This is a genomic window from Colwellia sp. 75C3, from assembly GCF_002836255.1.
In the GTDB taxonomy this organism is placed as follows: Bacteria; Pseudomonadota; Gammaproteobacteria; order Enterobacterales; family Alteromonadaceae; genus Colwellia.
Genome location: NZ_PJAU01000059.1, coordinates 235,933 through 261,432, shown reverse-complemented (window position 1 = coordinate 261,432; position 25,500 = coordinate 235,933). Strand labels below are relative to the sequence as shown.

21 protein-coding genes are annotated in these 25,500 nt (G+C 38.9%); 12 read left to right on the top strand and 9 right to left on the bottom strand.

The window, feature by feature from the left end; all coding sequences use genetic code 11:
• Positions 1-142: 142 nt before the first annotated feature.
• The 6 genes from CXF85_RS18445 to CXF85_RS18420 form a co-directional block, all read right to left on the bottom strand.
• On the bottom strand, positions 143-622 hold the full coding sequence (locus CXF85_RS18445) for a YybH family protein (protein ID WP_101230106.1): 480 nt from the start codon (positions 620-622) through the stop codon (positions 143-145).
• Positions 623-680: 58 nt separating this feature from the next.
• Positions 681-1,559, bottom strand: a complete 879-nt coding sequence (locus tag CXF85_RS18440; RefSeq protein WP_101230105.1) for a CopD family protein — start codon at positions 1,557-1,559, stop codon at positions 681-683.
• 11 nt (positions 1,560-1,570) lie between these two features.
• Complete coding sequence (locus CXF85_RS18435; RefSeq protein WP_232771258.1) at positions 1,571-1,963, bottom strand: copper resistance CopC family protein; 393 nt, start codon at positions 1,961-1,963, stop codon at positions 1,571-1,573.
• Between the two features lie 221 nt (positions 1,964-2,184).
• Complete coding sequence (locus tag CXF85_RS18430) at positions 2,185-2,559, bottom strand: CopL family metal-binding regulatory protein (protein WP_101230104.1); 375 nt, start codon at positions 2,557-2,559, stop codon at positions 2,185-2,187.
• A gap of 195 nt (positions 2,560-2,754) precedes the next feature.
• Positions 2,755-3,177 (bottom strand): hypothetical protein, encoded by a 423-nt coding sequence (locus CXF85_RS18425; RefSeq protein WP_101230103.1) that lies wholly within the window; start codon positions 3,175-3,177, stop codon positions 2,755-2,757.
• A gap of 187 nt (positions 3,178-3,364) precedes the next feature.
• Positions 3,365-4,126 (bottom strand): substrate-binding periplasmic protein, encoded by a 762-nt coding sequence (locus CXF85_RS18420; protein ID WP_101230102.1) that lies wholly within the window; start codon positions 4,124-4,126, stop codon positions 3,365-3,367.
• A 280-nt stretch (positions 4,127-4,406) separates the two neighbouring features.
• Between CXF85_RS18420 and CXF85_RS18415 the strand changes: the two genes are divergently transcribed.
• The 6 genes from CXF85_RS18415 (at position 4,407) to CXF85_RS18390 (ending at position 12,619) form a co-directional block, all read left to right on the top strand.
• Positions 4,407-4,784 (top strand): CopL family metal-binding regulatory protein, encoded by a 378-nt coding sequence (locus tag CXF85_RS18415; protein ID WP_101230101.1) that lies wholly within the window; start codon positions 4,407-4,409, stop codon positions 4,782-4,784.
• 170 nt (positions 4,785-4,954) lie between these two features.
• Positions 4,955-5,530 (top strand): DUF411 domain-containing protein, encoded by a 576-nt coding sequence (locus CXF85_RS18410; RefSeq protein ID WP_101230100.1) that lies wholly within the window; start codon positions 4,955-4,957, stop codon positions 5,528-5,530.
• Positions 5,530-6,936: a TolC family protein gene (locus CXF85_RS18405; RefSeq protein ID WP_101230099.1), complete on the top strand. Its 1,407-nt coding sequence runs from the start codon at positions 5,530-5,532 to the stop codon at positions 6,934-6,936. Before CXF85_RS18410 ends, CXF85_RS18405 begins: the two co-directional genes overlap by 1 nt.
• Positions 6,936-8,654, top strand: coding sequence for an efflux RND transporter periplasmic adaptor subunit (locus tag CXF85_RS18400; RefSeq protein WP_101230098.1), 1,719 nt, complete (start codon positions 6,936-6,938; stop codon positions 8,652-8,654). Before CXF85_RS18405 ends, CXF85_RS18400 begins: the two co-directional genes overlap by 1 nt.
• Positions 8,654-11,800: an efflux RND transporter permease subunit gene (locus CXF85_RS18395; protein WP_101230097.1), complete on the top strand. Its 3,147-nt coding sequence runs from the start codon at positions 8,654-8,656 to the stop codon at positions 11,798-11,800. Before CXF85_RS18400 ends, CXF85_RS18395 begins: the two co-directional genes overlap by 1 nt.
• A gap of 237 nt (positions 11,801-12,037) precedes the next feature.
• Positions 12,038-12,619, top strand: a complete 582-nt coding sequence (locus CXF85_RS18390) for a hypothetical protein (RefSeq protein ID WP_101230096.1) — start codon at positions 12,038-12,040, stop codon at positions 12,617-12,619.
• 181 nt (positions 12,620-12,800) lie between these two features.
• Here CXF85_RS18390 and CXF85_RS18385 read toward each other — a convergent pair whose 3' ends face one another.
• Complete coding sequence (locus CXF85_RS18385; RefSeq protein ID WP_232771257.1) at positions 12,801-14,120, bottom strand: dipeptidase; 1,320 nt, start codon at positions 14,118-14,120, stop codon at positions 12,801-12,803.
• Between the two features lie 345 nt (positions 14,121-14,465).
• Between CXF85_RS18385 and CXF85_RS18380 the strand changes: the two genes are divergently transcribed.
• Complete coding sequence (locus CXF85_RS18380) at positions 14,466-14,897, top strand: hypothetical protein (RefSeq protein ID WP_101230095.1); 432 nt, start codon at positions 14,466-14,468, stop codon at positions 14,895-14,897.
• A gap of 47 nt (positions 14,898-14,944) precedes the next feature.
• Here the strand turns inward: CXF85_RS18380 and CXF85_RS18375 are convergent, their stop codons facing one another.
• Both CXF85_RS18375 and CXF85_RS18370 read right to left on the bottom strand, forming a co-directional pair.
• Complete coding sequence (locus tag CXF85_RS18375; protein WP_101230094.1) at positions 14,945-15,481, bottom strand: hypothetical protein; 537 nt, start codon at positions 15,479-15,481, stop codon at positions 14,945-14,947.
• A gap of 34 nt (positions 15,482-15,515) precedes the next feature.
• Positions 15,516-16,214: a HupE/UreJ family protein gene (locus CXF85_RS18370; RefSeq protein ID WP_101230093.1), complete on the bottom strand. Its 699-nt coding sequence runs from the start codon at positions 16,212-16,214 to the stop codon at positions 15,516-15,518.
• A gap of 433 nt (positions 16,215-16,647) precedes the next feature.
• Here CXF85_RS18370 and CXF85_RS18365 point away from each other — a divergent pair, with 433 nt between their 5' ends.
• The 5 genes from CXF85_RS18365 (at position 16,648) to allB (ending at position 25,338) form a co-directional block, all read left to right on the top strand.
• A complete protein-coding gene (locus tag CXF85_RS18365) occupies positions 16,648-18,540 on the top strand; it encodes a transcriptional regulator (protein WP_101230092.1) in 1,893 nt (630 codons plus the stop codon).
• A 427-nt stretch (positions 18,541-18,967) separates the two neighbouring features.
• On the top strand, positions 18,968-20,437 hold the full coding sequence (gene xdhA, locus CXF85_RS18360) for a xanthine dehydrogenase small subunit (protein ID WP_101230091.1): 1,470 nt from the start codon (positions 18,968-18,970) through the stop codon (positions 20,435-20,437).
• Positions 20,437-22,827 carry a xanthine dehydrogenase molybdopterin binding subunit gene (gene xdhB, locus CXF85_RS18355; RefSeq protein ID WP_101230090.1) on the top strand — a complete coding sequence of 797 codons (2,391 nt, stop codon included), beginning with the start codon at positions 20,437-20,439 and terminating at the stop codon, positions 22,825-22,827. Before xdhA ends, xdhB begins: the two co-directional genes overlap by 1 nt.
• Before the next feature lie 14 nt (positions 22,828-22,841).
• Positions 22,842-23,741, top strand: a complete 900-nt coding sequence (xdhC, locus tag CXF85_RS18350) for a xanthine dehydrogenase accessory protein XdhC (protein ID WP_101230089.1) — start codon at positions 22,842-22,844, stop codon at positions 23,739-23,741.
• A gap of 241 nt (positions 23,742-23,982) precedes the next feature.
• Entirely contained in the window at positions 23,983-25,338 is a 1,356-nt protein-coding gene (gene allB, locus CXF85_RS18345) for an allantoinase AllB (RefSeq protein ID WP_101230088.1), read from the top strand.
• The last annotated feature ends 162 nt before the right edge of the window (positions 25,339-25,500 follow it).

Genomic DNA, 25,500 nt, shown 5'->3' with positions numbered 1-25,500 from the left:
ATAGCTGGACTTAACTTGGGTTCAGGTTACTTAACTCAAGATAGATTCCCAGACAATAGCTAGTGTATTGCCTGGGAATTAAATGCAGCACTTAGTCGATATAATAACTAATACAGCACTTTAAGCTCACGGTTCAAGGTATTTAATTAGACCAATGGATACGGACGATTTTCCACTCACCCTGTTGCTTTTCTAGCACTATAGTTTCCATACTTTGGTAATTCTGCTCTTTGCCTTTGTATGTTCCGGTAGTTTGACTACGAGACATAGAGACCGCGCTGTTACCCATCACTTTTACATTATGCTCTAACGTTTTATTATTTACCGCGGCAAGATATTTCATATCCGACAACATATGATGGCTGGCATATTCATCAGCGGAGCGCTCTACGCCGCCGCCTTCAAATATTTGTACCTCATCGGCTAGTAACTGACGAGCAGTGACTTTATCACTTGTTTTGAGTGCATGATGAAAACGCTTAACGACCTTAGCCGCCATAGAGTCGACACCGGTAAATAGACTCGAGTTGACCTCTGCCTTTTTCGCATCTTCATGGGCATACGTTGTTGGTACAAGGGCTGAAAATAGTACGGTAATACATAATAATTTAAAGTTCTTCATTCGATTATCTCTCGTTTGTAATTTTTTGATTGTTGGTTGTTGGTTGTTGGTTGTTGGTTTAATGCTCAGGTCCCACGACAGTAGTAAGCCAAGTTGTTATCAATAAAATCAACAAGGCTAAAACCATCTCCCACTGAATAGAGCGAGCTAGGGCTTTTTTACCCTGGTCGTTTGTTAGTAACTTAGCCACCAAGTTTAATTTATGATTCGCAGCAATAAGTAATATGCCAATGACTAAAATAAGTTTTAATAAAAAACTTTGCCCATAAGAGCTTAAAAATAAACCTTCTATCGAACCAATAAGCTGGTAAGCCACTATTAAGCCACAAAGTATTAATAGCGAAACGATATAGCTAGCATAATAGCCAAACTGCTGCATAACAGTATGTAAAACAGGTGCAGATAAAAACCCACATGCTTTCCAGAGTGGCCAAAGTGAACCTAACCACCAGAAAACCAGCAACACATGTAAATTAAGCAACAATTGGCTAGTCAAATTCATCTCTGCGGTATGTCCAATAACACTGAACGAACGCACAAGCAGTAAGGTACTTAAGACAAAAGTAACTAAAAATAAGCGCCGATATTGCCCAATTGCCATTACCTTAGTCACTGAAATTAATACCAATATAAAACCAGCAAGGCGATATAAAAGTGCATCACCAGCATTAGATTGCCACAATAATGAGTTATAAAAAGGGTCAAAAAGACCTGCTACACCTGACTCGGCAAAAGCACCGACTTGTATAAAAAAATTCAACAGTGTGCCGACAACGCCAATAAATAACATCAGCTGACAGTGCTGGCGTAAATTGAATTGGTAAGCTCTTTTAATAACTAGCCAATAGATGAAAACACCACCAATAGAGCCAGATATACCAATGTATATCATCATTTTACTGAGAATAATTGCGATGTCCCAAGGTGATATTTCCATCTTAGAAACTCCTAATGACTATGCTGTTCATGTTTCATTGCTTTTGACTGAGCAGCTCCGTGAACCATAAAAGTAAACTTACCTTTCATTTTATGAGCATCTTTTCCCATAATGGTCCAGTTAACTTGGTAGTTGCTACTAGGTAACGTGGGTAAAGCTAAGCTATAACTAGCTGATGCTGTTGCCGAAGGTTTAAATTCAATAGGGATAAGAGTGCCGTTTTTATCGCCAAGGGTAAGTTTTACTAAACGTACCTCTTTAGTAAATGCTAACTGTAATACTGTTGGACTTGCCATTAACATAGCACCATCTTTTGGTAATGAGGTTTTTAAGCCAGCGTGGGCTAATACCGATGACGAAATAGTTAATAAAGTAACCGTAAGTAATATTAAAATTTTATTCATGTGTGTTCCTAGGTGTTGCTTAATAGATTAAAGATACTGCCAAAACGTGCAGTTTATAGGTGATTTTAGTACTAATATTGATTTAAAGAGCAGCAAGCATTACGACAAGGCTGTTAACAAGTTTGCTTGCCAACAGATATGAAGAGACTTAGCAGTCAAGGTGACTGATACAAGCTAGCACGCAGTAAATGCACCAAATTTTGGACACATTTATGCTCTATTTAGCTAAATATCGGTGGTCGGTATAGGGAAGTTAAATATTGACTAAGCATTAAGCTGGTAACGGACTGTATCTTCAAGGAAGAAGGTAGATTAGGCTCTGTTTGTGAAATTGTGGACAATACGGCTAATGTGGAACAACCACCAATAAAACAAGCACAGTCATTTTCGCAACAATCCATAATAGGATTATCACCACCACTCGCCATTTGATGGGCACTGTGATCCATCATAGCCATATCATGAGGTTGCTCCTGCATACTCTCGGCATTCATACTCATCATCTGATAAGGCATAAGGGTAGACGCCATGACTTGACCGATAAAGGTCAAACACAGTAGCAACACCATTAAGGCTTTAGTGATAGAAGGGAACATGCAAGCTCACGAAAAATAAGAATCGTCTTTATGTTACACATAAAATGACACCATTCAATAAACTTTTTCTGCTATAAGTTAATTGAAGGGTGATAAATATTAATTTATTAAAGCTCAAATATAGTTAAAGCTAATCAAAATAGCAGGTAAACTGTTCTTATATCGCACTAAAAAATACTCCTTAATTAATCGACATTACTCAGCAGGAATAGCCGAATCAATTTTCTTCAACGAGCGTAAAAACAAGCCTAAACCACCCATTGACAACACTAAGATGACAATTAAATCAAATGATGTCATTGTTCTCATGCTAAAACGAATCGAAGAAATCACCCCGAAAATTAAACCAGTAATAGAACCTAGTGCGAGTACCCAGCCAATAGGATTCTTACTGTTATAAAAAATCAGACCTACACCAAACATAAACGGGATCATCACCATACCGCTAGTGACGCTATAACTGCCACCCATAGCAGAAAAACCATAAAGTCGCATGCCCATACCAAAACTAGAACTAACTGTAATGGCATTAAGTAGTAAATAAAAACCACCGCACATCATAATTAATCCAATGAAAAATTGTCCTAAACCACCTGACGTACCACCTGCTCCACGCATAAAATCAACCTTTATAATTTGTTAGTGCTCATTTCGTTGATCTCTACTTTACCTCAGCTAAAATATAAATGATAAAGATACAAACTACATAATGTACCTGATTCTTTATTGACTAAGCCAAGCTCTTGCAGCATAGAGTGAGGAGAGGGGTTCGATTACTTATAAAAATTCTATCAGAGATAAATAGTTAATAAATCCCATAGCGAGCTAAAATTGCTTTGAACTCGCCACTTTGCTTTATATCACGTAAACAAATATCGATTTTATTCAGAAAATCTTTAGGGTTTTTAATGTTCTTTGAACGTTTCGATACGGTGATGTAATAAGCTTTGTTCTTAATGTTATAGTCTAATACTTTTATTTTATCGGCAACACCTAACTTTTTAGCTTGCCAGTGAAATGTTATTTTTGAATCTGCCATAATTTCAAATCTTGGAGTCTTAGCAAGTAATTGTGAAAACATTGCTTTTAAAGAGTAACCGGTAACAACTTCGCCGATTTCATCTTTATCATTAATAATTTTTTTTAGTTCCGGTGTATAACTTAACCCCGCCAAATGTCCGATAACATAAGGCTCTAAATCGGCTAGCTTATCTATTTTAATATCACTATTTCTTCTAACCATAAATCCATATTCTGAATTGAATAACGCTTCTTTCCCGTAATAAAGGATCTCTTTTCGTTTTTCTTTATAAGAATAAACGGTGATATCAACTTCCCCCACCTCCATAAAATGATGGGTTCTCTTAATAGGAAGTTCATGGTATTCAACTTGATACCCTCCCCGTTGTACGCATAAATTGATGATATCTTTCCCCAAGCCTGCTCCCTCTTGCTCGGCATTAATCATGAAATAAGGTGGCCATTGAATATCATTAATAATAATTTTTTGATTTGCATTTGCTATAAGACAAGGAAAATAACATAAAAATATTTTTATAAATTTCATTACCTTTCCCCCTAAAATATATAATAAATGCTATCTACTGTTTTTAGCAGAAGATTTTTGATTAATCAAAGTTTAGGAAATTCCCCTACAGTTTGGATAAACTAAAATTTTTAAATCTCTAATATAGCCCTGAGATATGAATGAATTTAATAGAGTTACTATTATTGCTATCTTCTTTTTAATAATGCTAAAATTAAAATACTTCCTATTATGTAATTATCAACTAAGACCAAGTTTGTAATTAGCTAATAGTACCTAACTCATAATTTAAGTGTTGCTTGTGCCTACTTTTATAAATAAAACAATGATGGTGTTATTGCTTTGTTTGATCTTTATTGGTCAATCAATGGCATCTATATCTATGTTTTATAATATGACTGCTATGCAATCTATGGCAGGAATGTCATCGATGAAAGGTATGCATCATATGATGGAAGAAGCTGACGGCTCAGCCCATGACATGAGTACTATGTCTACTGAAGATTGCTGTGCACAAGAGTGTGACTGCTCAACAAGCGGCTGTTCAACCGTTTCGGCATTCTCAACCAGCATGACTTATCCCCCAGCTTTTGCCATCGAAAATAAGATAACGTCCCCTAATTCATTAACCGCTAGTCAAACACTCACATCCCTATATAGACCCCCTATACTTAGCTGAACTCAGCCTCTTTGCGTCTAAATTTTGCCGTTTTACTCTTATCATAGATAATTTGAAACATTCGACGCAGCAAAAACCATCTAGTTACTTGTTAATTTAAAAAGAATAAATTTCTAGTGACTTAGTTAACAAAATATTTATTTCCGTACAATTTCCCTTAGGAGGGAGTTATGTTTTCATTTTCTTTTCCTGTCAAAATTACTATCGCGATGACTCTATTCACAAGCTTATTATTACTTAGCGCCTGTACCGAACAGAGTAAGCTAGAAGCCTCTGTTACAGCAGAAAAAAAACCTCATATTTCACCTATAAAACAAGAAAAGCCGCTTCAACAAGCCAGTACAGTATTACCATTGCTAGCCATTTATAAAAGCCCAACCTGTAGTTGTTGTGAGAAGTGGATTGCACATATTGACCAACATGGCTTTAGTTCGAAAGCATACAATCAAACTGATTTGTCAGCGTTTAAGAGCAATAAAGGCATAGCCCCACAATATCGCTCTTGTCATACCGCGGTATCAAAAGATGGTTATGTTTTTGAAGGCCATGTACCTGCAAAATTTATTCATCAATTTTTAGCAAACCCACCAAAAAATTCAATCGGCTTGTCTGTGCCAGCTATGCCAATTGGTACTCCAGGTATGGAAGTAGGTGACAAATTTATGCCATACCAAATCATTTTGCTAAAATCTGATGGTAGTTATGACATTTACGCCAAGCTGAATAACTATCAGGAGCAATTCTAATGATCACCAACAAACTAAGTCAGATTAAGAAAAGTTCAGTTGCCAGTGTCATAACATTGAGTTTACTTTTAGCCTTTAGCCAAACGAGTCCAGCGGCTAACAATGAACGTATTTGGTCCTTTAATAGCGCAGTAAAAACAGCCCAAAAAAATGATCCTTGGCTAACAGGAAATAAACATCAGCAACAAGCCGTTGAAGCATTAAGTCATGCCGCAGCCACTATGCCAGATCCTAAAATGTCCGTTGGCCTGGCCAATTTACCCACCGATGGTTTTGATTTTTCTCAAGAAGGTATGACCCAATTAAAGGTAGGCATTACCCAAATGTTTCCACGTGGCGATACGCTTGCCATTAAAAATCAACAATTACGCATTGAAAGTGAAGCTTATCCATTTCAGCGCGCCGATAGGAAAGCTAAAGTCGCCGTTACTGTCGGTAGTTTATGGCTTGATGCCTACAGAGTTCAGCAAAGTATTGCTCTTATTGAACAAAATCGCTCCTTGTTCGAACAATTAGCCGATGTTGCTCAAGCCAGTTATTCTTCCGCTTTAGGAAAGACCCGCCAACAAGATATCGTCCGTGCACAACTTGAGTTAACTCGCCTTGATGATAGATTAGATATATTAGCGCAACAGCAAAATGCCTATTTAGGCATGCTATCACAATGGCTATCGACGGTTTTTACCGTCGATAGTGAGCAAGATGCCATCAGCGCTATCAGTCAATTACACAACATGCAATTGGCAAAAGAATTGCCACAACTTGATTTATTCAATAATAAACTGGTCTATAGCAAAACTTGGTTGTCCGTTGAGGTATTAGCTAAGCACTTTGCTAATCATCCCGCTGTATTTGCCATAGATAAAAAAATATCTGCGACTAAAACAGGTATTAACTTAGCCGAGCAACAATACCAACCCGAATGGGGAGTAAATGCCAGTTATGGTTACCGTGATGATGATCCTATGGGCAACAGTCGCGCAGACTTATTCTCTGTCGGAGTGACCTTCGATTTACCGTTATTTACTGCAAACCGTCAAGATATGGCAGTAAAGTCCGCCATTTCAAAAACGGAAGCGATTAAAACCGAAAAAATACTGTTATTACGTCAACTACTCGGAGCCTATTCAAGTGCTAAAGGCCGTTTATTGCGCTTAGAAGAGCGAAAGTCACTCTACAAAACGCGATTATTACCACAAGTTCATGACCAAGCAGAAGCGTCATTAACGGCTTACACCAATGACGATGGTGATTTTGCTGAAGTTGTGCGTTCACGCATTGCCGTGCTCAATGCGCAAATTGACGATTTAGTCATTCAGGTAGCAGAGCAAAAGATCATCTTGGAATTAAATTACTTATTTGTTGGCTCGTTAAGTACCGCCAATAGCACAGCTGGAGAAAAATAATGACAGCAACGAAATCTTCAACACTTAAAGCCAGCCTAATTGGCTTAATCACTGGTTCAGCCCTTACCTTTCTGGCTTACTCCATTTTAATGCCAACAGATGGCACAAAAAATACAAACAATAACGCTAGCAGTGAAAAGCAGCCACTCTATTGGGTTGCCCCTATGGATGCTAACTATCGTCGTGATAAACCCGGAAAGTCCCCTATGGGTATGGATTTAGTAGCCTATTATGGTGGTGATGGTGCAGGGCCTGATGAGGGGGCTGGTACTATTCGTATTTCAGCGAATGTTATTAATAATCTTGGTGTTCGAACCGTTAAGGCCGAAGTTAAAACACTGCATACCCAAATAAATACCGTCGGTTATGTGACCTATGATGAGGATAGATTAGTCCATATTCATCCTAGAGTAGAAGGTTGGATTGAAAAGCTCTATGTAAAAGCTATTGGCGATCCCGTTAAAAAAGGCCAGCCGTTATACAATATTTATTCACCTGAACTCGTCAATGCGCAAGAAGAATATTTACTTGCCCTAGACAGAAAGAATAGTCGTTTAATAACTGCCGCAGAAAACCGCTTGGTGGCACTGCAATTACCTAAATCAATCATTCGTAACCTTAAAAAAACGCGTCAAGTGCAACAAAACATTGCCTTTTTTGCACCACAAAATGGCGTTGTTGAAAACCTAAATATTCGTGAAGGATTTTTTGTTAAACCCGGTTCAACCTTAATGTCTATCGGTGACTTATCACAAGTTTGGGTGGTCGCTGAAGTATTCGAACGCCAAGCAAATCAGGTGGTACAAGGTACAGCGGTAACCATGAGTCTAGATTATTTACCCGGTAAAACCTGGCAAGGAAAAATAGATTATGTTTACCCGATATTAGATCCGACAACCCGTACGGTAAAAGTAAGGTTACGCTTTAACAATGAAAATGGTGAATTTAAACCGAACATGTTTGCCCAAATCATCATTCATACCAGCAGTGATGAAAAAACCCTGCTCATTCCCAAAGAGGCACTAATTCGCACCGGTAATCAAGACCGCGTGGTCTTAGCCTTAGGTGAAGGAAACTTTAAATCTGTCGCCGTGAGTGTTGGTCGTTTTGATAGTGAGAATGTCGAGATATTATCTGGCTTAAGCGCCGGTGAAAAAATCGTTAGTTCGGCACAATTTTTACTCGACTCTGAATCGAGCAAAACCTCAGATTTCAAACGTATGAGCCATGATCCAATACCTAGTACCGTCTGGGTCGATGCTAGTATAGTTAGCCTAATGGCAGATCACAAAATGCTAACCTTAGCCCATGATGCCATTCCTGCATGGGACTGGCCAGAAATGACGATGGACTTTACTGCCTTAGACTCAGTGGATTTTTCCCAACTAACAGCAGAGATGATTATCCGTGTTGAAATTGAAAAAGTCAGCGACAGTGATTACCGCATTATCAATATTGAGAAAAATGGTGAAAAGCCGGTCAGCAATGCCACAGTAAACGGCACCGTAACATCGGTGATGACCGATCACCGCATGGTCACTATCGACCGCGAAGCCATTGAAAAATGGGGCCGTGAACCTGCCACTGTTGACTTCATGGTCGCAGAAAGTGTTGATATGTCACTTTTTACAGTCGATGCTTATTTAATGTTTACCTTCGAAATTCAAGGTGGCGAGTTCATCATTGTTAGTGCTATGGCAATGAAGGGAGAGATGTAATGATTGCTGCCATTATTCGGTGGTCAATAGGCAACCGCTTCTTCGTTATTCTCGCCACCATGATACTCGTGGGTGTCGGTTTATATTCAGTCAAAAATACCCCGGTTGATGCCCTGCCGGATCTATCTGATGTACAAGTGATTATTAAAACGAGTTACCCAGGACAAGCACCTCAGGTGGTTGAAGATCAAGTAACTTATCCATTAACCACTGCTATGTTATCGGTACCTGGCGCAGTGACCGTACGTGGTTATTCCTTTTTTGGCGACTCTTATGTTTATGTTATTTTCGACGAAGATACCGACCTTTATTGGGCTCGTTCGCGAGTTTTAGAGTATTTAAGTCAAGTAGCCCCAAACTTACCAAGTGATGCTAAACCACAATTAGGCCCTGATGCTACGGGTGTCGGTTGGGTATATCTCTATGCCTTGGTTGATAAAACTGGTCAACATGATCTAAGTCAACTGCGTAGTTTGCAAGATTGGTTTTTAAAGTTTGAACTACAAACCGTAAAAGGGGTGTCTGAAGTTACCGCACTCGGCGGCATGGTTAAGCAATATCAAGTACAAATTGATCCCGATAAATTACGCGCCTTTGGCATTCCTTTATCGTTGATTCAAACAGCAATAAAACAAGGTAACCAAGAAATTGGTGCTTCGGTGGTGGAAATGGCCGAAGCCGAGTATATGGTACGGGCCACCGGTTACATCAAGAGTGTTGAAGACCTTGAAAACATCCCGCTCGGCGTCAATGAAAATGGCACACCTTTATTATTAAAAGATGTCGCTGAAATTGGCACTGGTCCACAAATGCGCCGTGGCATTGCTGAGCTTAATGGTGAAGGTGAAGCCGTCGGCGGTATTGTGGTGATGCGCTTTGGTGAAAATGCCCAAGAAGTCATTAAAGGCGTGAAAGCAAAACTTGAACAGTTGAAAAAAGGTCTGCCTGATGGTGTAGAGATTGTCACTGTTTATGACCGATCATCGCTTATTGAGCGCGCAGTAAAAAATCTCGCGATGAAACTGTTAGAAGAGTTTGCGGTTGTTGCCTTAGTCTGTGTTATTTTTCTGTTCCATTTACGCTCGTCTTTAGTGGTGATCATTAGCATACCGGTCGGTATTTTAACGGCCTTTATCGTTATGCATGCTCAAGGTTTAAACGCTAACATCATGTCGCTCGGTGGTATTGCTATTGCCATTGGCGCTATGGTGGATGGCGCCATTGTTATGATTGAAAATATGCACAAACATATGGAACGATTACCTCAAGATAAACCGCTGAGTAATGAAAATCGCTGGCAAATTGTCACTGATGCCGCCTGTGAAGTGGGGCCAGCCCTGTTTTTTAGTTTACTGATTATCACCGTTAGTTTCGTACCGGTATTTACCCTTGAAGCACAAGAAGGTCGGATGTTTTCGCCACTGGCTTACACCAAAACTTATGCCATGGCGGCCTCAGCAGCTTTAGCTATTACTTTAGTGCCCGTTCTTATGGGTTACTTTATTCGTGGTAAGGTTTTAGCTGAACATAAAAATCCGGTAAATAAGTTTTTAACGGCGTTATATATGCCGGCGCTAAAAACCGTATTGAATTTCCCCAAAACAACCTTAGCTGCGGCTGTAGTGGTACTTATCATAGGTTTATATCCGTTAGATAAAATAGGCAGTGAGTTTATACCACCACTTGATGAAGGCGATTTAATGTATATGCCGACAACCTATCCGGGTATTTCTATTGGCCAAGCAAGGCAGTTATTGCAGCAAACCGATAAGCTAATTAAAACGGTACCTGAAGTTAAAACGGTATTTGGTAAAGTGGGTCGTGCAGAAACGGCAACCGATCCTGCCCCATTAACCATGATAGAAACCTTCATTCAGTTAAAGCCAAAAAGTGAATGGCGCGAAGGCGTTACTACCGCTAGCTTGAAAAAAGAACTTGATGACTTAGTGAAATTACCAGGGGTCACCAATGCTTGGGTTATGCCAATAAAAACACGTATCGATATGTTAGCAACCGGTATTAAAACGCCGGTAGGTATCAAAATAGCAGGACCTAAACTTGAGGTTATTCAAGAAATAGGACAGCAATTAGAAACTATCTTAGCTGACGTACCAGGTACTGCCTCTGTCTATTCTGAACGTGTCGCAGGTGGTCGCTATATTAAAGTGGACATTCAACGTGGTAAGGCAGCTCGTTATGGCTTAAATATTAGTGATATCCAGCAAGTTGTGGCTACTGCCATTGGTGGTATGAATGTGACTAATACAGTAGAAGGGTTAGAGCGATATCCTGTGAGTTTACGTTATCCTCAGGATTATCGTAATTCGCCAGAGCAGCTTTCATTACTTCCTATTGTCACGCCAAATGGTCAACGTATCTCTTTAGGAGATGTTGCCAATATATTTATTGAAGATGGGCCACCAGGTATTAAATCTGAAAATGCGCGCTTAAATGGTTGGGCTTTTATTGATATTGAAGGTGTCGATGTTGGTACTTATGTTGATAATGCACAAAAAGTAGTAGATGAACAATTGAAGTTACCTGCGGGCTATTCTATTGCATGGGCAGGTCAGTATGAATATATGCAACGTGCAAAAGCTAAACTCACTTATGTTGTACCGTTAACCTTAGCTATCATCATCATATTATTGTATTTAAGCTTTAAAAATGTAGTTGAAGTAGCAATAATTTTAGGTACGTTGCCATTAGCTATGGTAGGTAGTATTTGGCTAATGTATTTACAAGGCTTTAACTTCTCTGTTGCGGTAGGTGTTGGTTTTATTGCTCTTGCAGGGGTCGCTGTTGAAATTGGCGTAATTATGCTGGTGTATTTAAATCAAGCCTACTACGCTTTGTTGAAACAAAATACTAAACAAGGAAAAGCTACAAGTAAAGCCGACCTATTGGAGGCTGTGCTTCATGGTGCAGGATTAAGAGTAAGGCCTATTATGATGACCGGAGGAACTGTGATTGTTGGTTTATTACCAATATTATATGGTACTGGCACGGGTTCAGAAGTCATGAGCCGTATTGCTGCGCCTATGGTGGGTGGTATGGCAAGTGCTATGTTATTAACCTTACTGGTATTGCCTGCGCTCTATTATTTGTGGCGATCTACTGGCCTACCAAAAACTAATAATACCTAGCTCCAGCAGAATGAAGGTAACGGGGTTATACCCGTTATCATTCAAACTGTGGATTGCAGCAGGTCATTAACCATTCTCTTTTGTTTTGTTTTGTTTTGACCGCAATGAAATAGCGAATAATCCCTTATCATGCGTTTCGTAATAAGTACCTTAATGACTTTAAGAGCTATCTTGTAAGGCTCCCTTGATTTATTATTTGCAGTTAAGTTATGTGAAACTTCGATTTAAAGGATATAAATGCACTTTTTCAAAACACTATTACTTGCTGGTCTTGCTAGTTTATTGCTTCTATTTACCGTACCGGCCAATGCAGCTAGCACTCAAACGCCATTAGATAAACACCAATGGAGTTATGATACTGACCCCTATGGTAGTGAAGCCATTATTAACGAAAAACTGATCAGGCATGGCGGTATTTGGATCAAATTCAAACGTGTACCTCGTGTTGATGAAAAGCGTAATTCATGGATTGAACTTATTCATAAACTTCCTACAGCTTCATTAGCAGGTAACCAGAAAATACGCTTAACTTACCAATGTGATATTCCCTTGATTATTAAGTTATCACAGCTCGAATATGGCAAAAATGGCGATCAGAGTTATGCCCATTACCAAATAAAATTACCGGCAACAAACCAATGGTCGACAAAAGAAGTTGATTTGAAAGACTTCTATCGACCAGAATGGACACCTGCCAGTTCAAAAGACCTAGGCTTATTACCTGAGCATATTAACGCTATTTATTTAACACCAAGCATGACAGATAAAGACGGTGGCGAAGCTATTCTACAAGTACGTTCTATTGAATTTTCATCTTAACAATGGCCTAGAGTATTAGCTTAAAGTCCGAAGTAAAACACTCGACCTAATATTTTTAAATATAACGAAATTGCCAAGTTCAATGCTTCATAAGCAAGATAATGGGCAATTTTTCATGTTCAAAAAAGCCCTCATTAACTCAGGTTAAGCTAAGTTAATGAGGGCTCGTTATTATCTAAACCTAATGCTGTGCAGCATAAACCTCAACGGCTTTCCAAACACGCATCACATTACCTGAAAGAATCTTGGCAATATCTTGCTCGCTGTAACCACGCTTCAACAAGCCTTCAATCAAATTTGGGTAAGAAGACACATCTTTTAAGTTACTTGGCAGGCTATCACCAACACCGTCATAATCAGAGCCTATACCTACATAATCAATACCCACTAATTTAACAACATGGTCATAATGATCCAGCACATCCGATAAACTTGCGTACGGGTATGCGTTTTTGATTTTATATTCTTCTTTAAATGCTGTAATTTCAGCACTGCCTTTTTCAAGCTTGTTTGCTTCAGTGAAAACTTTAATTGCTGCTTTGCGTACTTTACCGTATTCAATGGCTTCTTGATTGATAAAGCTCGAGCCAAAGTTTATTTGAATAACGCCGCCATTTTTCGCTAACGTTTTTATCATCTCATCACTCATATTACGCTCAAAACCTGGGGTAAAGTGTCGAGCAGAAGAATGCGAAGCAATAACAGGTACTTTACTGATTGCCATCACATCATTAAAGGCATCATCAGAGATGTGAGAAACATCAACCATTACACCAATATTATTCATTTCTGCTACTAAGGTTTTACCAAAATCTGTTAAACCACCTGCAGGACGGGCTTCGTCATATGAAGAGTCTGAAATATGATTAGCTTTTGAGTGAGTCAGAGTAATATAGCGAATACCGCGATCATAAAAATGTTTAAGGTTAGCTAAATCACCTTCAATTGGGCTACCGTTTTCCATGCCCATTGGCAGTGAAATGATGCCCTTTGCAAAGTTTTCTTCTACTTCAGCCGTTGAATAAGCTAACTCAAACTTTTCTGGTGCTTCATTAGCAATGTTCTCAACCATCGAGATCAGTTTATCGGCAAGCGCTTTACTGCCACCTGTTTTTTCAAGTGATGCCGGGATATATATCGACATAAAAGGTGCATCTAAACCACCAGCAACAGCTCTTGGGAAATCAAAGTCACCATGTGCCGTATGCTCTGCAACATTTTCAAATTCATTTTCTAAGCGGTATGGGACATCGATATGGCCATCAGTAATAATATACTTTTTCGCTATTTCTTGGGCTAATTGTGCTTGATCAACCACAGCAACTTCTGCTGCTTCTTTTGTTTCAGTGGTCTTTACCGCACTTTGAACACCCGCATTAGGATCTTGGCAGGCACTTACTGCCACACCTAAAGATAAAACAATCGCGACCATTAAAGGCGAGCGTTTGAATTGGTTTGTTTTACTTATTTGAGAGCTTATGCCGGTGCTTATGTGTTTCATTATTATTATCTTATTCGCATTTAAAAAATCACTTTGCCAATGCTCAGCACTAATGTCAAAGCATAAGAGATTAAATAAAGACAAAAGCGGCTTTCTATAAGGTGAATGGATTATTAGCCACGCTAAGCTAAGATATTAAAGGCGAATAGCAACTAGCAGTACCTCATCCAACTGGATTCAATAGATTACTATCAATCTAAAAAATGAAGAAAGTTAAAATAATTTGATTTTATTTTTTCTTTTATTACTGCTAAAGACTATTGTTAACAATAGTTAAACTTGTTCTATCTAATGGCTAATTAGATAAGAATAACAAATTAATATAATCAACAAAAAGGAAATAACATGATGATACCTCTAGTGCGTAATATGGGTTTATTACTTATCTTATCGATGCTTTACTTAACCACTAGCTGTACTGAAGAAGTATCTGGCGCGTCAGAGGCAGAGGTCACCATTGCATTTTTTGATGCGATATATAATCAAAAAAATATAAATACAGCCCTTTCACTCAGCTCTGTAAGTTTTAAAAAAGACATTATAAAATATAAAACGCTTAATAATTTTGCGCGACGCGGACTTAACTTATCATTCGACTCCGTGACCATAGACACTCAAAGATTAGCCACGACAGTAATTGATGCGGCTAATATCCAAGTAACTATGACCGTTTTATTAACAGGTAAACGCAATGAGAGAATTTATAAAGAAGTTAGGAAAATACAATTAGTAAAAAAAGAAAACACTTGGTTAGTCAATAAATTATTAAAGATCTAACCAATAGTAGATGCTCACTAAAATCAATTTAAAATCAGCAAAAAACTTTATTTCTTTAAGCCGACAATGGTGTATTCGCCACTTACGTTGAGCTTCACAGTAATCGGTTTATCTGAAGTGTTTTTCCAATACCAGCCATGAATACCAGTAAATGGCGTAGTAAAACTACCTTTCATTTCAATAGACGTAGCAATGGCATAACTTTCATAATATCCGGTAGTATCACCTTCAGGCTCACCATGTAAGTCAAAAAAAAGTACTGTGCCATCTGTTTGCCATTGGTATTCCATTTTTTTAAACTGAGTCATTGCGAATTTATATTCAACACCACGCCCTGCTGGCACAACAACCTCAATAATATCCGCTGATTTTTGGCTATCAGTACTGTTCTCCGTCTGTTTAGTTTTAATTTCCGAAGTAGCCACCGGATTGGCTAAAGCCGTTAAACCCAATTTAGCGCCAATACCTGTTGGGTCGATATTATATTCTGCTGGTAATATAAAACTAATAAGTACTAAACCAGCAATCACTGCGGCGATAATCGTTGATTTGAACAAGGCTTTGTTTGATAAGGTATGTTGCATAAATATATCTCTTTTTTCTTATTGTTAGTAATAGCTAGCTAGTGAAATAACCGGTTAACTGAAACCCTATCAGCATAAAACCTGCGCTCATTAATAAGGTATTACTTACCGTTGAAAATTGTTTAAATGAATGATGTTTACGCCAAAAGCTAATCAGCAATAATATAAACATTAGCGCGGTAAATTGCCCCAGTTCTACCCCTATATTAAAAGCAATTAAGTTAGTCAATAATCCATCTTGAGGTAGTTGAAACTCTTGTAGTTTTGTCGCTAAACCAAAGCCATGGAATAAGCCAAAAATTAGTACTGCCATTTTCGCATTTGGGCTAAAACCTAAGGTACGCTGAAAGCCGCCTAAGTTGTCAAAACCTTTATACACCACAGAAAAACCAATAATAGCATCAATAATATAGGCATTTACTTGTACATCACCGAGCACACCAAAGAGTAACGTTAAGCTGTGTCCCACGGTAAACATGCTGACATAAAGTAATATGTCTTTGCTCTTGTATAAAAAGAAAATAACACCCGCTAAAAACAGCAAGTGATCGTACCCGGTCACCATATGTTTAGCGCCAATGTACATAAAAGGAAAAAATTGAACCCCAGTATTGTTTTGTAAAAATAGACGGGTGCTTTCATCTACGCCATGGGCGATGGCAGCAAAGGAAAATAAGCCCATCAAGCTAATTGCCGTAAGAATTAAGGCAAAGCGACTACTTCGAGAAAACATTAACAACTCCGCTGATTTCAGCCTGTATCGAGTGATTAGCATGATTGTTGTATCGTCGATAAAACAAACAAGATAAGAATTGAGTACATCATGCCAGTTAAATAGATCCTGACAAGCCTTAGCGTGAATATTTTGAGAATGCTGCTGGCAAGATATTTACACAATTTGCTCTGACGCTTTGAAAATATCCAGTAAGTTAATTAATTGATCACTTGGTATAATACCAATTACACTAATTGATTGCCCATCTTCAAATGGTCTAAATCTACAATTTCTATGTTGCGTTCAATCCCAATAGCCAGCTATTGCTCAATCACGCGCCTTGAACTTGAAAATTTATCCTCATTGAATTTTGATCACTAAGTTAATGTAAATGGTATAACTAATCAGTTAAGATAAATATGAAACAATCATTCAGGTACTTAAGTAAACGATGCGTTATAGCTTTAAACATTTTGAATTTGACAGCGAAAGTCTAGTCTTAGTAGAAAATGGTCAGTCATTAGCCATTCGACACAACGAAGCCAAATTACTTGCCCTACTTGTTGAGCAAGCTGACAAAGTGCTAAGTAAAGACGATATCCTATCGCAAGTTTGGCAAGGTAAAGTCGTTTCTGAGCAAGCGGTATTTCAAAACATTAGTCATTTAAGAAGTTTATTTGGTAACGATGCCATTAAAACGTTTCCTAAGCGTGGTTATCAGTGGCTATTAGCTACTGAAATCATATTACCCGTATCTGAGCTCTCTGAACAAAATCCACCAGCTAATAACGCTGTTGTTCCATCAAAGACCTCACCGATAATTTCTTCAAGTACTTCACCGACTTCTTTATCAAACGCTTCACAAAGTACTTTACCTAGTCCTGCACAGACTACAGTGAGGAATTATTGGTCATACGCTCTAATTGCTAGCGTAATCCTCTTCATCATTACTGTTGTCACATTTCAAAGTCCCTTTACTCCAGAAAGTCGAAGTCCATTAAAAAGAATTGCCTACATTCCAATTTCGACCATGCAAGGTAATGAAAACGTTACCCTAGATGATAATGAGTATTTTGATTTTACCGAGCTAGCTAATATCACCACGGAAGACTTTCACAATACAATAGAACTGAAATATCGTAGTTTGGCGTCAACGCATCCACTCATATTAACGGCAACAATTCGTCAACATGATCAACAAAGTTATGTGGATTTTCTGGTAAAAGGCCCTTTTTCTGATTGGCAAGGACAGCTATCCGGCGCTTCAACGGATGAAGTAATGCAAAAGCTACAAATGCATTTACAGCAAAATGTTATTTATGACTTACTCAATACTGCGCAAACACCTGAGCTGAAACAAGCTAACTTATCTATCGCCCATCAACAATCCCCCGATGACCTTATTATTTTAGGGGCGTTAATCAAGACCTATATTCAAATGGATGAATTGGAAAAAGCCATGGTCATGGCAGATAAATTAGCGAATGTCGCAGAAGCTTTCGGAAATTGGCAACAACTGGGTAATGCATTGCTTTTTCAAAGTGAAATTCTAACCCGTAAAGAGTTATATGAATTAAGCTCGCATAAACTGACTTCAGCCATTAAGTACTTTGAGCAGATAGACGATTTAAAACGCCAAGCTGATGCGTGGTTTGCTCACTCATGGTTGGATCATCAAGAAGATGATTATCCCGCCATTAAAGTGAATTTACTTAAATCTGCACAATTATCTCTTGATGCTAACGACATACCACGAGAGTTAGACGCATTAACCTACTTATCAGTCCTTGCGCATAAACATCATCAAGAAGTCGATAGATACCTGTACTTACAACAAGCTGAAAGTAAGATGAAAAGCTATCAACTGCCTATTTACCACTTTGCTAAAATCCCCTTTCATTACGCTATTTTTGCTAAAACAGCTTCAGATAAAGAGCCTCATTGGAAGCAGGTACTGGAATATACACAGTTAACACCCGATCATTGGGTTGCTCAATCTAGTCGACAACAATTATTGCGCCATTATCTTAAACAAGACCGGCTGCTAGAGGCGGAAGCCTTGATTACTACTGATGCTACGGATAATGCACAGAATTCTTATCTTAAAACCTTGCTAGCACAAGCGAATGCAAACACAGAGCTTTTCAATCACCATGCACAGCGTACTTTTGAACAAGCAAGGCTTGCTGGAGATAAACTGCTAAGTTTAGATATAGCCTTATTACTCTGTAGCGATCCAACCGCACAAGTTAACTACGACTTCTACTCGCAATACATTCAGGACAATGCCAACAAATACTGGTTACAAGATAATAAAGAAAAGCTGTTAGCTGTTAATTTTTAATCTTTGTTTTGTAAGAGCCATTTGAGCTCTAGCACCATTATAAAAAGCCGCACTTACTATTGCAGATCCAACCTTGCAGTGTATAAGTCCTGCCTATTTCTATTTCTAATAAATACTAAACGGATTAATTTCACATGATGAAATTAGCATCCTAAAGAGTTTGCTGATAAATATTCCTTTACAAACTGAAATCCCTCTCCTAAATATATTCGCTTAACACATTGTTTTACAATAAGTTCATCACTAAATACTACCCCTTACGTCCCGTAATTAAAAAAGAATAAAGCTGTATTTAGTGCCTTTACTCAAATATAAAGTGAACAAATAAATCAAAGCTGACACTTGTGTCAACTAATGATTCTGCTATAGTCAATCCATACGAATATTCGAATCGACACTAAAAATCAAAATTAAAGCGGAAAGAATAATGGTAGCAAATACAATAAAATTCCTGTTAAACAACGAGCTAGTAAACATTGAAAACTTAGATCCTAATACGACGGTTTTACAATATTTACGTGAAGAGAAATTTAAGTCTGGTACAAAAGAGGGCTGTGCTTCCGGTGACTGTGGTGCTTGTACTGTAGTACTCGCTGAACTAGATCCTGAAAAGGCAGGTCAACTTACTTATAAATCAATTAACTCCTGTATTACCTTTGTCGGTAATTTACATGGCAAGCAATTGATTACCGTTGAAGACTTAAAAGATGGCGCTAAATTGCACCATGCTCAGCAAACGATTGTTGATAACCACGGTTCACAATGTGGCTTCTGTACACCAGGTTTTGTAATGTCATCATTTGCTTTACATAAGCAAAATAACAAACCAAATCGTGCTGAAGTACTAGAAGCATTAGCAGGGAATTTATGTCGTTGTACGGGTTACCGTTCAATAATTGAAGCGGCAATGACTTCTAGCGAAGGTAATCAAGACGATTCTTTTGCTAAGCATTACCAACAAACGTTAGTGACACTTACTGAGCTAGAGAAATTACCAACCCCTACATTAAATGGCAATGGTAATACTTATATCGCTCCGCAGAACCTTGATGAACTAGCTACTGAGTTAACTAACGAACCAAAATCAACGTTAGTGGCTGGTGGTACCGATTTAGCCCTTTCAGTTACTCAAAATTTAGCCGTTGTCAAAAAGTTAGTGTATGTTGGTAACGTTGCTGAATTAACCACTATTGAAGAAACTGAGTCTGAAATAGTTATTGGCTCTGCATTACCCTACAGTGATTTTATCGATACTTTACACCACTACTACCCAGATCTTGGTGACATGATTGAGCGTATTGGTGCGAAACAAGTTCGTAATACCGGTACTTTAGGCGGAAACGTAGGTAACGCTTCACCTATCGGCGATATGCCTCCTGCATTAATCGCACTAGGCGCAACGATGACGCTGCACCTTAAAGGCACAGAGCGTACTATCTTAGTTGAAGAGTTTTTCCTTGATTACAAGAAAACGGTTCTGCAAACATCTGAATTCATCAAATCTATTACAATTCCTAAGCCCATTGCTGGTCAAACACTTAAGCTTTACAAGATCTCTAAGCGCTTAGATGATGATATTTCTGCGGTATTAGCTGCGTTCTTCATTGAGCAAGATGGACAAAAAATTACTAATGTTCGTTTAGCTTTTGGTGGCATGGCGGGTATTCCTAAACGTGGTTCAGCTGCAGAAGCTGCATTGTTAGGAAAAGACTTTACCAAAGAATCAGTCGCACAAGCGAAAGCAGCCTTAACCGCTGATTTCCAACCTATGACTGATGTACGTGCTTCTGATAAGTACCGTATGACCGTAGCTCAAAACCTTATCGAAAAATGTTATTTAGAGCTTCAAAGTATCCAAACAAGAGAAGTTATTGAAACACGAGTGGTGAATTACTAATGCGTAGTCTTATCGATGTAAAAAAAGCCGTTACTAACAAAGTACAATCAAACACAGATAAAACTGTTGTTAACGGACAAAAAAATATTGGTCTAGGTGGCGTAGGTCGCTCTAAAAAACATGAAAGTGCTGACAAGCAAGTCGCTGGTGAAGCAATTTATGTTGATGACCGTCCAGCACTTCGTGGCGAATTACATGCAGCGGTTGGTCAATCAACCATGGCGCACGCTAACATCATTTCAATGGACTTATCTGCCGTTAAAGCGGCAGAAGGTGTGGTAAAAGTAATTACCGTTGAAGATGTACCCGGTCATACTGATATCGGTCCGGTATTTCCAGGTGACCCGGTATTAGCTATTGGTAAAGTAGAATTTGTTGGTCAACCGCTTTTCGCCGTTGCTGCAACAAGTTTCGACCTTGCGCGTAAAGCCGTTAAATTGGCAAAAGTTGAGTATGAAGAACTTGAAGCAGTACTTACCGTAAAAGACGCTTTAGCCAAAAAAAGCTTTGTTCGTCCGCCACATACCTTAAAACGTGGCGATTCTGAATCTGCTATTGCGGCGGCTGAGCATCAATTATCAGGTGAAATCAGCGTTGGTGGTCAAGAGCATATGTATCTTGAAGGCCAAGTTTCAACAGCTGAGCCTACTGAAGATGGTGGCATGAACATTTACACCTCTTCACAACATCCAAGTGAAGTACAAAAGCTAGTCGCTGAAGTACTTGATATTCCACTAAACAAAGTTTTAGTTGATATGCGCCGTATGGGTGGTGGTTTCGGTGGTAAAGAAACACAAGCAGCGCCTTGGGCATGTATTGCCGCTTTACTTGCTAATGAAACAAAACGTCCTGTTAAATTTAAGTTAGCGCGTTTAGACGATATGGTCATGACAGGTAAACGTCACCCTTTTGAAAACAACTACACCGTTGGTTTTGACAAAAATGGTCAGATCAAAGGCATTAACATCGAAGTAAATGGTAACTGTGGTTACTCACCAGATTTATCTGATGCAATTGTTGATAGAGCGATGTTCCACTCAGATAATGCTTACTACTTAGATCAATCAACGATTACTGGTAATCGTTGCAAACTAAACACGGTTTCTCATACCGCTTACCGTGGTTTTGGTGGTCCTCAAGGTATGATGACTATCGAATTGATCATGGATGAAATTGCCCGCCATCTCGGTAAAGATCCATTAGATATTCGCAAAATTAACTTATACGGGAAAGAAGAACGTAACGTTACTCACTATGATCAAACCGTTGAACATAACAACTTAAGCGAGATCATTGAATCGTTAGAAGAAAGTTCAGATTACCAAGCCCGTCGTAAAGCCATTACTGAATATAATGCTAATAGCAGCATACTGAAAAAAGGTATTGCCTTAACACCGGTTAAATTTGGTATTTCTTTTACTGTTCAGCATTTAAACCAAGCGGGTGCACTCGTTCATATTTACACTGATGGCACAATTCACTTAAGCCATGGTGGTAGTGAAATGGGGCAAGGTTTGAATACTAAAGTAGCGCAAATTGTTGCTGAAGAATTCCAAGTTGATGTTGATACGGTTGCTTGTTCTGCTGCTCGTACTGATAAAGTGCCAAATTCATCGCCTACCGCTGCCTCTTCAGGTACTGACTTAAATGGTAAAGCGGCTGAAGCGGCGGCTAAAACCATCAAACAACGTTTAATTGACTTTGCTTGTGAGAAATATGACGTTGAAGCTGGACAAGTTCAATTTGAAAACAACAATGTGATTGTAGGCACAGAAACGTTTAGCTTTGCTGAGTTCTCTCAAATTGCTTACATGAATCGTGTTTCGTTATCTTCTACCGGTTTCTACAAAACACCTAAGATTCACTATGATCGCGCTAGTGGTAAAGGACGTCCGTTCTTCTACTTCGCCACCGGTGCTTGTGTTTCTGAAGTCATCATAGATACCTTAACAGGTGAGTACAAAACACTGCGTACTGATATTTTACAAGATGTTGGAGCTTCAATTAACCCAGCGATTGATATCGGCCAAATCGAAGGGGCTTTCGTTCAGGGCATGGGTTGGTTAACCACTGAAGAACTCGTATGGAATGAACAAGGTCGTTTACTTTCAAACAACCCTGCAACCTACAAGATCCCAGCGATTAACGATGCACCTGAAGACTTTCGCGTAGCGCTAGTACCTAATGCTCCCAATCCAGAGCGTACTATCTACAACTCAAAAGCAGTAGGTGAGCCACCGTTTATGTTAGGTATGGCTGTTTGGTCGGCATTAAAAGATGCTGTTGCCAGTGTTAATGATTACAAAACTAGCCCTAAACTTGATACGCCAGCAACACCAGAACGTGTGTTATTTGCTGTTGAAGCTGTTAAATCTACTGCTGCGAAATAAATAGGAATATCATCATGAAAATGAATTGGACCGGTGCAGTACACCAACTAAACAAACAAGGTAAAGCCTATGTTGTTGCGACAATTGTTGGTGTAACCGGTTCAACGCCGCGTAATAGTGGCACCAAAATGGTGATAACCAATGAAGATATTTTTGACACCATAGGTGGCGGTCATCTTGAACATAAGGTGATTAAACATGCTCATCAGTTGTTAACTTCCGGTGAAGCTTGTCAGCAACTAGAACATTTTCAGTTAGGCGCACAATTAGGTCAATGTTGTGGTGGTGATGCCAGCGTATTATTTGAATGTTTTGCCGCTAGTGGTGCCAATATCATCTTATTTGGCGCAGGACATGTGGGTAAAGCATTGATACCAATTTTAGCCGGTTTACCTTGTAGCATTACTTGGGTAGATAACCGCGCTGAGCAATTTCCTGATGATATCGAAAATTACTCCAATGTTACCGCTGTTATTAGTGATAATCCCGCTGAAGAAGTGGCAACTATGCCAGCTAACAGCTACTACATTGTGATGACGCACAACCATCAACTCGATTTTGAAATTAGCCATAATATTTTAAAACGTGCTGATTTTGCTTATTCAGGCTTAATTGCTTCGGATACCAAATGGCGTCGTTTTCAACAGCGCTTTCAACATCGCGATATAGAAAAAAGCTTAGTAGATAAGATGAACTGCCCGATTGGTTTAGCCCAAGTTCAAGGCAAGTTACCAATGGAAGTAGCGGTGTCAGTTGCCGGTGAAATAATTCAGCTTTATCAAGCCAAGTTGGCTGAAAAAACAGTAGCTAATCCAACGGTTAATAAACAAAAAAATGCCAAGCCACAGAGTTCAAAAAAAGGCATCGCTTGGCAAGAATTGAAAAGCTTAATGACAGAAGAAATAGTCAGTTAGCAAACCAAATAAACAAAGATATGCTCGCACATATTTACTGACCTGAACTCGGTTTAAGAGAGTTATCGCTTTTAAGTAGGGTCAGGATATAAAGCTCAATGAGGATAAATTTTCAAGAACAAGGCGCTTGATTGACTAATAGCTGGCTATTGGGATTGAAAGCAACGAAGTTATTGGATATTTAGACCATTGTAAAATGCATTTAAACGTTCAGGTTCATTAAATTAAAGGAGTTAGCAAGGTGTCCCATTTTGCTCTACAAAGTACACAAGTAGTCATTGCAGGAAAAATGATCGCGGCTTGCGTCGAAATCAAAGACCAGCTGATTCATGCTATTCACCCTTATGGCCAAGCACTCAACTGCGAAGTTAAAGACTTTGGTGAACAAGTTATTATGCCTGGCTTGGTCGATTCTCACGTTCATATCAATGAACCTGGTCGTACTGAATGGGAAGGTTTTAATACCGCTACTCAAGCTGCTGCGGCAGGTGGTATCACCGCCTTAGTAGATATGCCGTTAAACTGTATTCCAGTCACAACGACCAAAGCCGCCTTTCAAGAAAAGTTAGACTCTGTTGACGATAAACTTTGGGTAGATTGTGGTTTTTGGGGCGGTGTTATCCCTGATAATATTGATGAACTTGATGGCTTACTTTCTGCTGGTGTTCTAGGTGTTAAATCTTTTTTGATTGATTCAGGTATCGAAGAGTTCCCACCTGTTGAAGCCAAAGATATGCGCGCAGCTATGCCTATTTTAGCCAAATATGATGTACCTTATTTGATTCATGCTGAATTAGACTGTGGTCATTTTGATGATGTTGAAATTACTAAAGAATACGACTCTTTCTTAGAATCACGCCCTAAAAGCTGGGAAAACAATGCTATCTCGTTAATGGTTGATATGGCACGTGAATCAAAAGAAGCTGGTGATAATTGTAAAGTGCATATCGTGCATTTATCTTCTGACGAAGCGTTAAGTACTATTGCGCAAGCAAAATCAGAAGGTTTACGTTTTACCGCTGAAACTTGTCCTCATTACTTAACCATTGCTTCTGAAAATATTCCAGATGGCAAAACATTATTCAAATGTTGTCCGCCAATTCGTGAAAACAAAAATCGTGAACACTTATGGCAAGCCGTTACCGATGGCCGCTTAGATTTTATCGTTTCTGATCACTCTCCTTGTACTCCAGAATTAAAACATATTGATACCGGCGATATTGAAAAAGCATGGGGCGGTATTTCAGCACTGCAATTTGGTCTCTCTTTAATTTGGACTGAAGCCAAAGACCGTGGTTTTACCTTGGTAGATTTAGCACGTTTAATGTCACTAGAAACTGCTAAATTTGCTGGTTTAGATGGAATTAAAGGTGCTATCAAAGTCGGTAACCATGCAGATTTTTGTGTTTTTGATCCCGCGATTGAATACACCATTACCAGCGAAATGATCAAACATAAGCACAACATTACCCCTTATGCAGGTCGCAAAGTATTTGGTCAAGTGAATCATACCTTTGTGCGTGGCTTTCATGTTTATCAGCAAGATGAATTCATTAATTCGCCAATAGGTAGACCGTTATTGAAAGGTCAGCTGTAAACGTCATCTTCGAAGTCTCTGATCGAAGATCCATTGCTTTTTAGAGACTGGATCCCCGATTAGGACACCACGGGGATGACGATCCTGAACAATGTGCATAGGCATGTAAAAATACTGAATCAAAATAATAAAATTAACATTCACGCAATGTATCAGAGTCGA